Source organism: Streptomyces sp. NPDC021749 (genome assembly GCF_040640655.1).
Classification (GTDB): domain Bacteria; phylum Actinomycetota; class Actinomycetes; order Streptomycetales; family Streptomycetaceae; genus Streptomyces.
On record NZ_JBFACE010000031.1, the window covers coordinates 20,955 to 35,387 of the forward strand.

Consider the following 14,433-nt stretch of genomic DNA (forward strand, 5'->3'; position numbering starts at 1 on the left):
CCCGAGGTGAGTCGCGGTGCGTTCAGAGTGCGGTCCTCCCGCCGGAGCTGCTCTCCCCCTTACGCTGCCACGGACGGCACAGTCCCAGGAAGCTCCCGAGCGCCAATACAGCGCAGGCGAGCTGGACGAGTGCCATCGGTACGGCCGTGCGCTCGCCCGCGATGCCCACCAGCGGCGACGCCACCGAGCCGAGGAGGAAGGTCGAGGTGCCCAGCAGGGCGGAGGCGGAGCCGGCCGCGTGCGGGGTGCGCAGCAGCGCCAGGGTGTTGGTGCTCGGCATGACCAGGCCCATCGCGGACATCAGCACGAACAGTCCGGCGGCCGTCGGGAGGAGCCCGACGTGCCCGAAGACGCCGGAGGACATCAGCAGCAGCGCGGTCGCGGCGAGCGCGATCACGGCCAGGCCGGTGCCCAGCACCTTGTCCAGGGCGACCCGGCCGACCAGGACCTTGCCGTTGAGCTGGCCGACCGCCACCAGGCCGACGGAGTTGATGCCGAACAGCAGGCTGAAGACCTGCGGGGAGGCGCCGTAGATCTCCTGGACGACGAACGGCGAGGCCGAGATGTATGCGAAGAGGGCGGCGAAGGCGAAGGCGCCGACGAGGAGGTAGCCGGAGAAGACCCGGTCGGCGAGGAGGCCGCGCATGGTGCGCAGGGCCTCGCCGAGACCGCCGGCCTGCCGCCGGGCGGGCGGCAGGGTCTCCGCCAGGCGGCGCCAGACCAGGAGGGTGAGGGCGAGGCCGACGGCGGTCAGGGCGACGAAGACGCCGCGCCAGTCGGTGATCTGCAGGATCTGCCCCCCGATGAGCGGGGCGACGACCGGCGCCACCCCGGAGATCAGCATCAGGGTGGAGAAGAACCGCGCCATCGCCACCCCGTCGTAGAGGTCGCGCACCACGGCGCGGGCGATCACGATGCCGGCGGCGCCCGCCAGCCCCTGCAACAGCCGGAAGGCGATGAGGAGTTCGGCGTTGGTGGCGACCGCGCACAGGGCGGTGGCCAGGACGTAGACGACCATGCCGGCCAGCAGCGGGCGGCGGCGCCCCCACTTGTCGCTCATCGGGCCGACGATCATCTGGCCCAGCGCCATGCCGGCGAGGCAGGTGGTGAGGGTGAGCTGGACGGTGGCGGCCGGGCTGTGCAGCGCGGCGGTGACCTGCGGCAGGGCGGGCAGGTACATGTCCATGGAGAGCGGCGGGACCGCGGTGAGGCCGCCGAGGACGAGGGTGACGAGGAGGCCGGTGCGGCGGGACGCGGCGGGAGGGGGTGCTGCTGCCGCGTCCCGCCCGGCTATCGCGGGGGTGTCCGAAGGGTCGGCCGGTCTGGTGCCGGGCTCCGTCATGTGCGTCTCCATGGGTCGTTGGGCCGAACCATGGTGTCATGAGCAGGGCGGGTTACGGCCCCTTACCGGGTGCGCAATTGGACCTAGGACCGCGGTCCCGGCCGGCGGTCCGGCCGGGGCCCGCGGTCAGGGCATCAGGCGGGCTTGAGGCCCGGGTTGCCCGCCTCGGTGACGAAGGACGCGGCCGTGCTCACCGGTGCGCCGGGGGTGGTGACGGCGGACACCGTCCGGTAGTCGCCGCGGGCGGTGTCCCGGTCCAGGGTGACCGTCACATAGCCGCGGCGGCCGTTGTAGAACTTCATGTGCGGGTTGGCGGCCATGTACGTGCTCCAGTTGGCGGGCTTGTCCGCACCGTCCTTGCCGCTGGCGATCGAGGAGGTGACGAACTCCACACCCGCGGTGCGCGATCCGGGATCCGCGAAGTCCTTCTTGATGTCGAAGGCGTAGTGGACGTGCACATCACCGGTGAGCACGACGAGGTTGTCCACCCCGGCCGACTCCGCGCCCGCCAGCACCCGCGCGCGGGAGGCCGGATAGCCGTCCCAGGCGTCCATGCTGACCTGGTAGCCGGGACCGGTGGCGTTGCGCCGCTCGGAGAACGTGACCTGCTGCGGAAGTACGTTCCAGCGGGCGGTGGACTGCCGCCAGCCGTCGATCAGCCAGCGCTCCTGGGTGGCGCCGGTCAGGGTGCGCTTCGGGTCGTCGGACTCCGGGCCGGGCGCGTGCCAGCCGTCGCCGTACGCCTGGTCGGAGCGGTACTGGCGGGTGTCCAGGATGTCGAACTGGGCCAGCTGCCCGTAGTGGAGGCGGCGGTAGAGCCGGGCGTCCGGGCCGTGCGGCCGCTGCGGACGGCGCAGCGGCTGGTTCTCCCAGTACGCGCGGTAGGCGGCGGCCCGGCGGACCAGGAACTCGGCGGGCGGGAGGTCGTCCTCGCTGGTGTCGGAGGCGTAGTTGTTCTCCACCTCGTGGTCGTCCCAGGTGACGATGAAGGGGTGGGCGGCGTGCGCGGCCTGGAGGTCCGGGTCGGACTTGTAGAGGGCGTAGCGCAGCCGGTAGTCCTCCAGCGTGACCGTCTCGCGGCGGAAGTGGTCGGGCAGCGTGCGGTCGGTGTATTTGCGGGCGCCGCCGGCCGCGTCGACCGGGTACTCGTAGAGGTAGTCGCCGAGGTGGAAGACGACGTCGAGGTCCTCCTCCGCCAGGTGCCGGTAGGCGGTGAAGTAGCCGTCGTGGTAGGCCTGGCAGGAGACCGCGGCGAGCTTCAGCCGGGAGAGGTGGGCGCCGCGGGCGGGTGCGGTGCGGGTGCGGCCGACCGGGCTGATCCAGTTGCCGGCCCGGAAGCGGTAGTAGTAGACGCGGTCCGGCGCCAGACCGGTGGGCTCGATGTGCACGGAGTGGTTGAACTCCGGGTGCGCGTCGGCCCGGCCGCGCCCCGCGAGCCGCGAGAAGCGCTCGTCGTAGGCGACCTCCCAGCGGACCGTGACTCTGCCGTCCGGCATGCCTCCCCCACTCTCACCTTCGTTCGAGCGGGGGGACCCCCATCCCGGCTCGTACGGGCGCGGGGCGAGGCGGGTCCACAGCACGACCGAGCCGGGCTGCGGGTCGCCGGAGGCGACGCCGAGGGTGAAGGGGTTCTCGGTGATCTTCCGGGCGTCGGCCTCGGCGGCGTGCGCGGCGCCGGCGGCCGGTACGTTGGCCGTGAAGGCGAGCGCGGCGGCGGCCCCGGTGGCGGTGAGGAAACGGCGCCGGCCGACGTGTGCTGCGGCGCCTGCCGGCGCGAGTTGGGTTTCGAGCGCGCGGAGCGCACCAGAAGCCCTGATCTCCTGCTCGTACGGTGCGGTGTGCGTCATCTGGCCCTCCCCTGGCGGCGGTTGTGCCGACGATTGGACGGCCGCGGGACGGCGGGCCGCTGACCCGTGTACGACGCAGGCATGACGGCTCGATGATGGTTGGTCCGGCACCGGACGCTGCCGGACAATCACGGCAGGCGGCACGCACCACCGGCTCTCCGTAGGATTCGGGACATGGCTGAACTGATGGCGCGTGACGGCACCTGGACCTTCGACGGAGAGGGCATACGCATCGTGCCGGGGCGCGAGCGCGGGGTGCACAAACTCCGCCAGGAACTGGGCGAGTTCACGGTCCCGCTGACCGCGCTGGCCGGCATCGCCCACGAACCGGGCCGCAAGGGCGGCCGGCTCCGGCTGCGGCTGCGGGACGGCGCTGACCCGCTGCTCCAGGTCACCGGCGGCGGGCTGTCGGACGACGCGAATCCGTATCAGGTCGCCGTGGACGCCGCGCGGGTGGACGTCGCCGAGTACTTCGTGGACTCGGTCCGGCAGGCCCTGTTGCTGGAGCAGGTGCCGGACGGGCCCTGCGACCGCTATCTGCTGCCCGGCCCCTCGATACCGCTCACGGCTGCCGGGGTGGACGGCGTCGCCACCTTCGACGGGGAACGGGTGCGCCTGGAGTGGCGCTGGAACACCAGTGAGACCAAGCGGCAATGGGGTCCGCAGGACTACGCCCTGAGCGACCTCGAAGCAGTGGAGTGGCGCCCGCCGGTCGGCCTGGAGTCCGGCTTCCTGCGCTTCCGTCCGCACGGCGCGAAGGAACGGCTCAAGCCGGATCACGACCCGCACTCCATCGAACTGTGGGGATTCAAGAAGGAGAGCGGCACCACCGCGCTGCTGGCGGCCGCGGTCACCGCGCGGCTGCCGCACCCGTCGGCGCCCGCCGCCCCGGCCCTTCCCACGGCCGCTCCGGCCGTCCCCGCCGCCTCCGCACCGCAGCCCGCGGCCGCCACCCCGGCCGCCGCCCCCGCCGTCCCCGCCGACGACCACGACGCGCTGCTGCGCCGGCTGCGGGAACTGGGCGAGCTGCACCGCGACGGCATCCTGACCGACGAGGAGTTCGCCGCCACGAAGGCGGCGGTGCTGCGGCGCTTCGACACCGGCGGCTGAGTCGGCCGCGGCGGGCGCCCGGTTCGCTCCCCACCGCCGTTTACGCTGCCGACATGGCACAGAACACACAGCGGGCAGGGGCAGCACAGGCGACGCCGGCGGCGCGGGCCGGGCACGTGGGCGGCACGGCGACCGCGCCCCGGCCCACACTGCCGGCACCGGCCACACGGGGCGGGCAGACCCCGCAGACCGCGGCAGCGGCCCAGGAGGCACGGGAGGGCGGTGCGGCGCCCCGTAAGGTCGCGGTGGTCACCGGCGCCGGATCCGGCATCGGGCGGGCGGTCGCCCAGGCACTGATCCGCGCCAACTGGTCGGTGGCACTGGCCGGGCGGCGCGCCGAGGCCCTGGCGGAGACCGCCCGGCTGGCCGGTCTGACCGAGCCGACCAGCCCCGCGGTCGTCACCGTGCCGACCGACGTCACCCGCCCCGAACAGGTCGACGCGCTGTTCGCGGCGGTCCGTGACCGGTTCGGCCGGCTCGACCTGCTCTTCAACAACGCCGGCACCTTCGGCAAGGCGGTGCCGCTCACCGAGCTCTCGTACGACGACTGGCGCGCGGTGGTCGAGGTCAACCTCACCGGTGCGTTCCTCTGCGCCCAGGCCGCGTTCCGCACCATGAAGGAGCAGGAACCGCAGGGCGGCCGGATCATCAACAACGGCTCGGTCTCCGCCCATGTCCCGCGGCCGCACTCCGTCGCGTACACCGCCACCAAGCACGCGATCACCGGGCTGACCAAGTCGCTGTCGCTGGACGGCCGTCCGTACCGCATCGCCTGCGGCCAGATCGACATCGGCAACGCGGCCACCGAGATGACCGGCCGGATGCAGACCGGCACCCTGCAGGCGAACGGGCAGACGGCGGTGGAGCCGGTGATGGACGCCGCGGACGTGGCACGGACGGTGGTGCACATGGCGGAGCTGCCGCTGGAGGCCAATGTGCAGTTCGCGACGGTGATGGCCACCGCCATGCCCTACATCGGCCGGGGCTGACCGACCGTCAGGCCCGGCATCGGCTCACAAGCCGGTCACCGGACCGTTTCCGTCCGACCCCTGCCCTCCGGTCGCTTCCGGTGGCACGCTTACCTCTCACCGCACCACTCGTCTGCCGGGCCGCCCCCGCGGCGGTCCTCCCCCAGGCTCTCAAGGAGCAGGGGGACCCCCACCCGGCCGCGCGCGCCCGGCGTGCGCGGCCCCCGCAGAAGGAGTTACGCGTGAGACGAAACGACCGTGGCAGCACGGCAGTTGACGGCATAGCGTCGCCGCGTCCGGCGCGCGGGTCCCGGGCCGTCCTCGGCACCCTGACCGCCGCCGGTACGCTGCTGGCCCTGCTGCTCCCCACCGGCCCGGCCGGCGCCGCCACCCCGCAGGACTCCCACCGCTCCCTCACCCCGCAGCGCACCGCCGCCGCCTTCTGGACCGCGGCGCGGATGCGGTCCGCCACCCCGCTCGACCTCGCCGCACCGGCGCGGCAGCACCGCGCCGCGGTCCCGCGCAGCGCCCCGCTCACCGTGCGGCCGACGCTCCCCCGGCTGCCCGGACTGCCGTCCCTGCCCGTACCGCGGCCCACCGCCGCCGCCCAGCCCGGCGGGCCGTGGACCGGCGGGGGCGCGGTCACCAAGACCGCGGGCCGGGTGTTCTTCACCTACCAGGGCCGTAATGCCTCCTGCTCCGGCGACGCGGTGACCAGCGCGAACAAGAGCACCGTGATCACCGCCGGGCACTGCGTGAAGCTGCAGGGCGCCTGGCACACCAACTGGGTCTTCGTGCCCGGCTACCACGACGGCCAGGCCCCGTACGGCAAGTGGCCGGCCGCCAAGACGCTCTCCACCCCGCAGTGGACGGCGAGCGAGGACATGAACTACGACGTCGGCGCGGCGGTCGTCACCCCGCTCGACGGCAAGAAGCTCACCGACGTCGTCGGCGGGCAGGGCCTGTCGTTCAACTCGGGCTACAACAAGACGATGTACGCCTTCGGCTATCCGGCGGCGGCCCCGTACGACGGCACCAAGCTGATCTACTGCAGCGGCACCACCATGAAGGACCCGCTGTTCTCCAACGACCACGGTCTGTCCTGCAACATGACCGGCGGTTCCAGCGGCGGCCCGTGGTTCACCTCGTTCGACGAGAAGACCGGCACCGGGCTGCAGTCCTCGGTGAACAGCTTCGGCTACCAGTTCCTGCCCAACACCATGTTCGGTCCGTACTTCGGCGACGACGCCAAGAACCTGTACAACTCGGCACAGGCGTCCTGACCGAAGGATCCGCTCCCTGACCGACCGATCGACCGGCCGTACGGCGGCGCGCTCCCCGGCCGCCGCCGTACGGCCACCGGCCCGGCTACTCCCCGTCCACTCCACCGGACATCACGGCCCAGCCGACGCCGTCGTAACCGCCGGCGACCAGCGCCGAGGCCACCACGACCAGCGCGACCAGCGCGCCGAAGATCAGGAACGGGCGTGCTCCGTAGAGGAGTCGGCGGCTGCGCCCGGCTCCCCGCCCGGTGCGCGTCCGCTGCCGCTGCGGTCCCAGGGCCCCGGGGCCCATACCGCGCCGCCACCCCAGGGACCGGCTGATCCGCCGCTTCCAATACACCATCCGGTAGTAGTGCTTGAGCACCGCCGCCCCCACCCGTACGCCCGCCCCGTACACCCATTCGAAGGAAATCCCCCCGAGAGTACCGGCCGCGGGACCGCTCCGCCGCACGATCGGACAAGGCGGCGGAGCGGCCCGGCGGGTCAGCGGGTCAGGGGGGCAGCGGGCCAGCGGGTCGGCGACTCAGGGGGTCACCATCTCCCGCAGGGAGGCGAGGAGTTCGGTGCCGTTCGGGACGCCCAGACCGGTACAGGCGTCCCAGCCGGGGGCGGCGTCGAAGTCACCGTTGCTGCCCACCGTGACGTCACGGAAGCCGCGGGCGGTGTGCCCGGGGGTGGCACCGGCGTACAGCAGCGGGTGCAGCATGCCGAGCGGGCGGCCGAGCGCCTCGACCAGACGGCAGGTCAGCGCCGCCCAGAGCGGGGCGACGGCACTGGTGCCGCCGATCACCGAGCGGTGGCCGTCCACCAGCACCTCGTAGCCGGTGTCCGGAGCGGCGACGCCGGAGACGTCCGGCAGACCGCGGCCCGGGCCGCTGCCGTTGTGCGGCACACCGGCCGTGGTCTGCCAGGGCGGCAGCGGGAACGCCTCGCTGACGCCGCCACCGGTGGCGCCCCCGCCGTCGCCGCCCCACACCACTTCGCTGCGCACCAGACCGGAGTCCGGGTCGGCGTCCAGGCGGGTGCCGCCGCAGGCCAGCGCGTGCGGGCTGGAGGCCGGGAAGTCGGTGTGCGGGCGGCCGTCGGGGACGCCGTCGCTGCTGCCGTCGTCGCCGGCCGCGGCACACACCGTCACACCCAGCGCCGCGGCGTCGGCCAGCGCCTCGTCGAACACGGCGCGGGCCTGGTCGGTCCAGAACGGCTCGGCGGCGCCCCAGCTGATGCTCAGCGCGGCCGGGGTCGGGGTGTCGTGGATCGCCTGGGTCACCGCGTTGACGAAGCCCTGGTCGGTGTTGTGCGCGAAGTACACCTTCTGCTCGGCGCCGGGCGCCAGCGCACCGGCGACCTCGATGTCCAGCAGGACCTCGCCGTCGGCACCGTGCGGGTCCCCGGTCGGCCGGTTGTGGGCGGTGCCGACGCTGACCGCCGTCACCTTGGGCATCTTGGGCAGCCCGAGCGACCGGAAGTACTCGTCCAGCTCGCCCTGGGTGAATCCCCCGCCGAGTTCGATGATCGCCAGCGTCTGGCCGGTGCCGTCGGTGTCCGGCGGGAACTGGTACACGCCGGCCAGCTGCGAGGGCTTGTACGAGGTCCGGTGGGCCTGGGCCCGGGCATGCCGGACGTGCGGGCGTGCCTGCGGACGGTCGTCCAGCCCGAGCACCGCCACGACCACGCCGTCCAGCTCGGCGGGCAGCTGCAGCGGGCCCTCGCGGTGCCGGTGCTCGACGAGCTCACCGTGGGTGGGGTCGGGGCTGGCCACCCGGGTCAGCCGGGTGCCGAACGCGGCGGCCATCGCGTCCACGGTGCCGGACACCTTCATCCGCCGGGACGCCAGGTCGACCTCGTTGACGTCGACACCGTGGCGGCCCAGCACCTCGCGCACCCGGTCGGCGTCGGCCTGGTCGGCGCCGTACCGCTGCGCCAGCTCGGCCTGCGAGATGGTGTCCGGCCCGGTGATCAGGTCCCGAGGGACCTCGGCCCGGCGGCGCAGCATGAGGGTGGCGTGGACGGGTTCGGATCCGTCGAGGGAACCGGCGGGGCGCGCCTTGGGCGCAGCGGCCCGTTCACTGCCAGGAATGGGGACAAATCGTTCATTCATAGCACAAAGTATCGACCCGATCACGCCACGTTCGCATGTCGAGCGAGGGTGGGCCCGGTTGGGTGGCACGGGCAGGTCGGGCGTGCGGGCCGGTTGGGTGGCGTGGGGCGATCGGGCGTGCGGGCCTGTCAGGTGGTGTGGGTGATCGGGTGTGCGGGCCGGTTGGGTGGCGTGGGGCGCGGGTCGGGGCCGCGGCCGCCGGTCCGGCGTAGGGTGCCGCCGGGAGGACCGCGATGCGAAAGATCGTCCATTACGCACGGCACGGCGACGCCGAGGTGGCCTGACCGGCGCCGGAACACCGGTGCCGGAATACTGGCGGCGGAACACCGGCGCCGGATCACCGGCGCCGGACCACTGGTGCCGGATCACTGGTGCCGGATCACCGGTGCCCGCACTCTCCCCCCCCTGCACGCGGCCAGGTCAGGTGCGGGGCCGGTCCCGGCAGGAGAGGGCGTCGATGGTCTCGGCGCGCGGCCGGTAGTCGGTTTCCCAGGTCGGATCGGCCTTCGGGATCGACCACAGTGACGTCGAGAAGTCGTGGCTCCAGTTGTTGCTGTTGACGTAGTCCCGCAGCGCGTCGCGCAGCCGCAGACAGTCCTTGCGGTGCCCTTTGGCCATCGCGATGCCGTAGTGGTTGACGGAGCCGTAGGTGAGGTCCGGGACGACCTTGAGGTCCGGGTTCTCCTGCGTGAAGCCGTACAGGATCATCTGGTCGGTCGAGACCGCGTCGGCCACCTTCCTGACCTTGAGGTCGGTGATGCAACTCGACGCGTCCGGCCGCTCGTAGACCGCGATCCGCGCGTACTCCGGCCCCTCCAGCGTGGTGGCGGAGGTCGTCCCCGGCCAGGTGCAGACGCGCTTGCCGAAGAGGTCCTCGGGCTTGCGGATCCGCCGGTCGTTCTTGCGGACCATGATCCCCTGGTACGTGGACGCGTACGGGCCCGCGAAGTCCAGCGTCTTCATCCGGTCGACGGTGATCGAGAACGTCGCCACGACCAGGTCCTTCTTCTTCTCGGTGAGCACCGCGCCGCGGTCCTCCGACGGCACGATGCCGAAGTCCGGCTCCGCGCCGACCGCGTTGAGGAGCTGCCGGGCGACGGTGATGTCGAAGCCGGAGAACTTGTAGGTGTGGACGACACCCGTACCTGGTTGGTCGTTCTTGGCGCCGACCGACACCCGGCCGCCCGCGAAGAGCGAGGGCGGCTCGGAGGAACCGCAGGCGGTCGCCACGAGTGCGGTGAGCGCGAGCAGGGCCGCACCCGGGAGCGCCTTGCGACGAAGGGCTTTCGGCGGTCGGACGGTGTTCCTGGCTCGGTCGGTTCTCATCGGTCTCCCCCGTTCCGACGGTTACTGCTTCTTACGGGCTCTGCGTCACTCCGTGGCGTCCGGCGGCGCTGGCGGTGCGTCAGTGCCGGCCGGCGGCGCTGACGGGGCGTCACCGGTCATGCAGCACCGCACCGACCGTCCGTACGTCCATCCGGCAGCCGCGGCCGGTGTGCAGCCGGACGCCGATCGTCACCGTGGTGGTCCGCGCTCCCAGGGCGAGGTCGACGGTGCCGCCGGGCCGGATGTCCGCGGTCCGCTCCCCGACGCCCGCGGTGAGCAGCGAGAGCGTGGCACGGGTGTCCGGCAGGCAGGTCGGACCGGCCGGGTCGTGGTCGGTGATGTCCAGCGTCAGCCGCAGCGCGTTGCGCGGCTCCGCCAGGGCGCGGGCGTCGAGCCGGAGGGTGAGCGTGCGGTGCGCGGCGTCGTCCAGCGGCTGGCTGCCCTCCGCACGGACCTGCCCGGTCACGTCGATCTCGCCGTGCGTCCGGACGCTCTGGAAGGCCAGCCAGCCACCGACCGTGGCCAATACGGAGACCAGGGACAGCACACCGGCCAGCCGGGCGTCGCGCGGGCTGCGGTCGAGGACGCGGGCCGCGGCGGTGAGCACCGACAGACCGGTGAGCAGACCCCAGAGGGTGTACTGGCGGGCCGGTCCGTCCGGCCAGTCGGTGCCGGCGACCACCACGGCGGCGCAGGCCAGCAGCAGCGGCAGCCAGCGGGCGCTGGGGTGCATCACCCACTTGATGAACACGTTCTTGATGTCGTTGGCCGCGATGGAGTGAGCGCCGTGCGAGGTCGCGCTGTGGTGGACGTCGCCGCGGCCCGCCGGGCGGCTCATGAACCGTTCCGGGTGTCCGTGCTGCCTCCCATGTGGATGTCGCCGTGGATCTCACCGGCCGCGATCGAGCCCTGGCCGGTCGCGGTGACGTGGTGGTGGACGGTACGGCCGCCCGCGGACGGCGCGAGCCGGTCGATCTGCCGCAGCAGTCGGGGCCCGTCGCGCCGGTCGGCGGGCTCCGCCAGCCAGGCGGCCACCGCCTCGGCCAGCAGCCGGCGCTCGTCGTCGCCGAGGGCCGCCAGCAGCCCGTCGAGGGCGTCCGCCCGCTCCTCGTCGAGGAGCAGCCGGCCGGTGCCGCCGACCGGCCCCCTGTCGGTCCCGTCGCCGCGACGCAGCAGCCGGCGGAAGAACCCCTCCCCGGCCGTCACGGTGCGCTCGGCGATCCGCTGCTGAGCGGCGCTGATCACGGACGTGCCGAGGCTGTTCGCCGCCATCGTCAGGTAGGGCGCGATCTCGGCCGATACGGTCGCCAGGTCGGACATCCGGCTCTCCCCACGCTCAGAAGTCACGGCCCCCCGCCGCAACACCCATACGGGAAAGGCGTGTTACCCATGTGAGCCCTGGTCCACACCCGCACGCATGAGGGGGTTTCACCACGACCGACCCCGCCCCGAGAAGCCCTTCGAGCCACCTCACGCGCGGGGGTGGCGCCGGGAGCCTGCGCCGGCCCCGCGCAGGGACCACCGCGGTGCACCCCCGCGCGCACGATCACGTGTGACGGCTCGGCACACCGGCATGCGGGCTGAGGGCTGAGGGCTGAGGGCTGAGGGCTGAGGGCTCCGCAGCGTACGGGAGCGGGGTGGTCCCACCACGGTCAGGGCACAAGCCTCAGGACGTCCGCCAGGCCGCGCTCACCGGTGCGGTGCTCCGCCGGCAGGATGTACGCGCGCAGACCGCAGGCGGTCGCGCCGCCGTCGCGGACCGGGTTGTCGCCGACCATGAGGGTGGCTCGGGGGTCGGTGCCGAGGTCGGCGCAGGCTTTCAGGAACAGCTGCGGGTCGGGCTTTTCGCGACCCTGCTCGTAGGAGATGACGCAGGTGTCGATCAGGCCGTCGAGCCCGTGGTGGGCGAGGTGGGTGCGCAGGTCCCAGGCGAAGTCGCTGACGATGGCGGTGCGCAGTCCGCGCTCGCGCAGGGCGCGCAGGACGGGTTCGGTGTCGGGATAGGGGGTCCAGGCGTCCGGGGCGGTGAGTTCCCGATAGGCCGCCTCCTCCACACCGCGCAGGAATTCCACCTGCTCCCACCACCCCCGCATGGCACGGCGGTGTTGTGCGGAAGAGAGGTCCCGGCCTTCCTGGAGGGCGACGACAGAGGGCAGCCGGAAGGCGGCGCGCAACTGCTCGGAGATCTCAGCCGCCGCGCCGGGCTCGTCCAGCACGGCGTGGCGGCCACAGGCGACGCCGACCCGGCGCAGCCACGTCGCCAGGTCGATCATCCGGAAGAGGGTGTTGCTGAAGTCGAACAGCACAGCCTGGGCCCTGGGCATGGGCGCGGCCATCTCGACGTCGCTGGGACGGTAGACGCTCGGCGTTTCGAACAGGCCGTGGATCACAGGGAGGGCTCTTCGGGTTCGACCGTCTCGACGGGGACTCCGAGGTCGCGCATGGCCGCGAGTTCCGCCTCGGGGGTACCGGTGTCGGTGATGACGGCGTGGTAGTCGGCCACGGTGCCGTAGGCGTACGTGGCGGTCTTGCCGAACTTCGAGTGGTCCGCCAGGAGCAGCGCCTGTTCGGCGGAGGCGAGCATGGCGAGCTTCACCTCGACGTAGTCGTTCAGCGGGTGGAAGAGCCGGCCTTCCAGGACGGCGGTGGCGGACATCAGGGCGAGGTCGGCCCGGATCCGGGACAGGGCGCGGGTGACGGTGGGACCGGTGCAGGAGTTGAAGTCGCCGCGGTAGTGGCCGCCCAGCAGGGTGACGCTCACGCCGGGTGCGGACCCGAGGCGCTGCGCGAGGCCGACGGAGTTGGTGACGACGTGGAGCTGGTCCAGCAGGGCCAGCGCGGAGACCAGGGGGAACAGTGTGGTCGAGTCGTCCATGAGCACGGTGCTGCCCGGCCTGATCCGGTCGGCGACGGCCGCACACAGCGCGTTCTTGGCCGCGAGGGCGCTGTTCTCACGGAAGCGGGTGGCCATCTCCATGGTGAGGGCGGGGAAGGCGACGGCCCGCCCGCGCTCCTTGCGCAGCAGATGGCGCCCGGCGAGGTCGTCGAGGTCCCGGTGCATCGTCATCAGGCTGACGTCGAAATGCCGGGCGAGGTCGTCGATGCGGGTCTCGCCGTGTTCGGCGACGTACCGCAGCACGGCCTGCCGCCGCTCCTCCACGGCGGCCTGCGACGGTCGCGTTCGGGCGGTCACAGGGCCCCTCCTTACCGGTCGCTCCGGTCTCGCAGTCTCGCACACGGGCCAGTCGAGGCCGGGGCCCCTGGGGTCTCCGGGCCCCGGCCGCCATCGGTGACGGATGCGGTGTACGACGCACCTGCCTGCGTGGTTGCGAGCCTACGGACCGTCCACCGTGACCAGCACCTTGACCTGCTCGGGATCGACGGATGCCGCGAAGGCCTTGGCAACGTCCCCCAGCGGGTGGGTGGAGGTGACGATCTCGGCGGTGTCGACGGCGCCTGACGCGATCAGGGACATGGCAGTGCGGTAGTCGTCGCCGGTGTACATCAGGGTGCCCTCGATGCGGATCTCCCGGTCCTGTACCAGGTCCAGACGGATCGGGGTCTTGCCGGCGGCTCCCACGCCCACCACGACGATGTGGCCCCCCTTGGCCACCAGGTCCGTGGCCTGGGCCATGGACTGCTCCCGGGCCACGCAGTCGAACACGACGTCCGCGGGGCCGCCGAGCACCGCACGGGCTTGCTCGACCAGGTCGGGGGCGTCGGCGGGCAGGGCCGTGTCGGCACCGAGGCGCAGAGCCCGGTCCCGCTTGCCGTCCAGCAGGTCGGTGACGGCGATCCGGGCGGCGCCCGCGTGCCGGGCGGCGATGAGGGTGAGCAGACCGATGGGCCCCGCACCGAGGACGGCGACCGTGCGTCCGGTGAGGTCACCGGCCTTCGCCACGGCGTGCACCGGGGTGGCGAGGGGCTCGACGAGTACGGCCTCGATGTCGGTCATGCCGTCGGGGACGCGGTGGACACGGTCGGCGGGGATGGTGAACAGGTCGGTCATGGCGCCGGGCGTCTGGCAGCCGAATACCTTCAGTTCCTGGCAGATGTGGTACCGGCCGGAGCGGCACTGGGGGCACCGGCCGCAGTACAGGTTGGGTTCGATGATCACCCGCTCACCGGGGGCGAACTCCTCGGCTCCCTTGCCTGCCGCTGCGACGACGCCCACCGCCTCGTGCCCGGGGAGGTAGGGCAGGTCGATGAAGGGATGACGGCCGGCCGCCGCGTGGGTGTCGGAGCCGCAGACGCCGACGACGGTGGTACGCACCAAGAGTTCGCCCTCCTCCGGGACGGGGGCGGGCACGTGCTCGATGATGATCTCGCCGGCGGAACGGACGAGAGCGCGGCGGATCTGCTCGGTCATGGTGGCGGAGTTCCCTTCGGTTCCGGAGCGCACGCGGTGGCGAGGCCAGGTAGGAGCGGGGGGCCCGGGGGCCGGGCCCTGGACGGTGCC

13 protein-coding genes are annotated in these 14,433 nt (G+C 72.9%); 3 read left to right on the forward strand and 10 right to left on the reverse strand.

Annotated elements, in window-relative coordinates; translation table 11 throughout:
- Positions 1–22: 22 nt before the first annotated feature.
- Both AB0G35_RS26590 and AB0G35_RS26595 read right to left on the reverse strand, forming a co-directional pair.
- Complete coding sequence (locus AB0G35_RS26590) at positions 23–1,342, reverse strand: multidrug effflux MFS transporter (RefSeq protein ID WP_360954456.1); 1,320 nt, start codon at positions 1,340–1,342, stop codon at positions 23–25.
- Between the two features lie 134 nt (positions 1,343–1,476).
- Entirely contained in the window at positions 1,477–3,189 is a 1,713-nt protein-coding gene (locus AB0G35_RS26595) for an alkaline phosphatase D family protein (RefSeq protein WP_360954459.1), read from the reverse strand.
- A gap of 174 nt (positions 3,190–3,363) precedes the next feature.
- Between AB0G35_RS26595 and AB0G35_RS26600 the strand changes: the two genes are divergently transcribed.
- The 3 genes from AB0G35_RS26600 to AB0G35_RS26610 all read left to right on the forward strand — a co-directional run bounded on the left by AB0G35_RS26600 (position 3,364) and on the right by AB0G35_RS26610 (position 6,550).
- Positions 3,364–4,299 carry a DUF4429 domain-containing protein gene (locus AB0G35_RS26600; protein ID WP_360954462.1) on the forward strand — a complete coding sequence of 312 codons (936 nt, stop codon included), beginning with the start codon at positions 3,364–3,366 and terminating at the stop codon, positions 4,297–4,299.
- A 53-nt stretch (positions 4,300–4,352) separates the two neighbouring features.
- A complete protein-coding gene (locus AB0G35_RS26605) occupies positions 4,353–5,288 on the forward strand; it encodes an SDR family oxidoreductase (RefSeq protein WP_360954465.1) in 936 nt (311 codons plus the stop codon).
- Between the two features lie 221 nt (positions 5,289–5,509).
- Positions 5,510–6,550 carry a peptidase gene (locus AB0G35_RS26610; protein ID WP_360954468.1) on the forward strand — a complete coding sequence of 347 codons (1,041 nt, stop codon included), beginning with the start codon at positions 5,510–5,512 and terminating at the stop codon, positions 6,548–6,550.
- A gap of 85 nt (positions 6,551–6,635) precedes the next feature.
- Here AB0G35_RS26610 and AB0G35_RS26615 read toward each other — a convergent pair whose 3' ends face one another.
- The 8 genes from AB0G35_RS26615 to AB0G35_RS26650 form a co-directional block, all read right to left on the reverse strand.
- Positions 6,636–6,947 carry a hypothetical protein gene (locus tag AB0G35_RS26615; RefSeq protein WP_360954471.1) on the reverse strand — a complete coding sequence of 104 codons (312 nt, stop codon included), beginning with the start codon at positions 6,945–6,947 and terminating at the stop codon, positions 6,636–6,638.
- Positions 6,948–7,073: 126 nt separating this feature from the next.
- Entirely contained in the window at positions 7,074–8,648 is a 1,575-nt protein-coding gene (locus AB0G35_RS26620; RefSeq protein ID WP_360954474.1) for a S53 family peptidase, read from the reverse strand.
- Positions 8,649–9,068: 420 nt separating this feature from the next.
- Positions 9,069–9,974 carry a transporter substrate-binding domain-containing protein gene (locus AB0G35_RS26625; protein WP_360954477.1) on the reverse strand — a complete coding sequence of 302 codons (906 nt, stop codon included), beginning with the start codon at positions 9,972–9,974 and terminating at the stop codon, positions 9,069–9,071.
- A 109-nt stretch (positions 9,975–10,083) separates the two neighbouring features.
- A complete protein-coding gene (locus AB0G35_RS26630; RefSeq protein ID WP_360954480.1) occupies positions 10,084–10,812 on the reverse strand; it encodes a hypothetical protein in 729 nt (242 codons plus the stop codon).
- Complete coding sequence (locus tag AB0G35_RS26635) at positions 10,809–11,294, reverse strand: hypothetical protein (RefSeq protein ID WP_360954483.1); 486 nt, start codon at positions 11,292–11,294, stop codon at positions 10,809–10,811. Before AB0G35_RS26635 ends, AB0G35_RS26630 begins: the two co-directional genes overlap by 4 nt.
- Before the next feature lie 332 nt (positions 11,295–11,626).
- Complete coding sequence (locus AB0G35_RS26640; protein ID WP_360954486.1) at positions 11,627–12,364, reverse strand: HAD-IA family hydrolase; 738 nt, start codon at positions 12,362–12,364, stop codon at positions 11,627–11,629.
- Positions 12,361–13,167: a DeoR/GlpR family DNA-binding transcription regulator gene (locus AB0G35_RS26645; protein WP_360954489.1), complete on the reverse strand. Its 807-nt coding sequence runs from the start codon at positions 13,165–13,167 to the stop codon at positions 12,361–12,363. The genes AB0G35_RS26640 and AB0G35_RS26645 overlap by 4 nt, the downstream gene beginning before the upstream one ends.
- Positions 13,168–13,308: 141 nt before the next feature.
- Positions 13,309–14,343, reverse strand: coding sequence for an alcohol dehydrogenase catalytic domain-containing protein (locus AB0G35_RS26650; protein ID WP_360954492.1), 1,035 nt, complete (start codon positions 14,341–14,343; stop codon positions 13,309–13,311).
- Positions 14,344–14,433: the final 90 nt, after the last annotated feature.

Coding starts and splice junctions, on each gene's coding strand:
- AB0G35_RS26595 (WP_360954459.1), bottom strand. CDS start 3,189: ATGACGCACACCGCACCGTACGAGCAGGAGATCAGGGCTTCTGGTGCG.
- AB0G35_RS26605 (WP_360954465.1), top strand. CDS start 4,353: ATGGCACAGAACACACAGCGGGCAGGGGCAGCACAGGCGACGCCGGCG.
- AB0G35_RS26590 (WP_360954456.1), bottom strand. CDS start 1,342: ATGACGGAGCCCGGCACCAGACCGGCCGACCCTTCGGACACCCCCGCG.
- AB0G35_RS26630 (WP_360954480.1), bottom strand. CDS start 10,812: ATGAGCCGCCCGGCGGGCCGCGGCGACGTCCACCACAGCGCGACCTCG.
- AB0G35_RS26620 (WP_360954474.1), bottom strand. CDS start 8,648: ATGAATGAACGATTTGTCCCCATTCCTGGCAGTGAACGGGCCGCTGCG.
- AB0G35_RS26635 (WP_360954483.1), bottom strand. CDS start 11,294: ATGTCCGACCTGGCGACCGTATCGGCCGAGATCGCGCCCTACCTGACG.
- AB0G35_RS26600 (WP_360954462.1), top strand. CDS start 3,364: ATGGCTGAACTGATGGCGCGTGACGGCACCTGGACCTTCGACGGAGAG.
- AB0G35_RS26625 (WP_360954477.1), bottom strand. CDS start 9,974: ATGAGAACCGACCGAGCCAGGAACACCGTCCGACCGCCGAAAGCCCTT.
- AB0G35_RS26650 (WP_360954492.1), bottom strand. CDS start 14,343: ATGACCGAGCAGATCCGCCGCGCTCTCGTCCGTTCCGCCGGCGAGATC.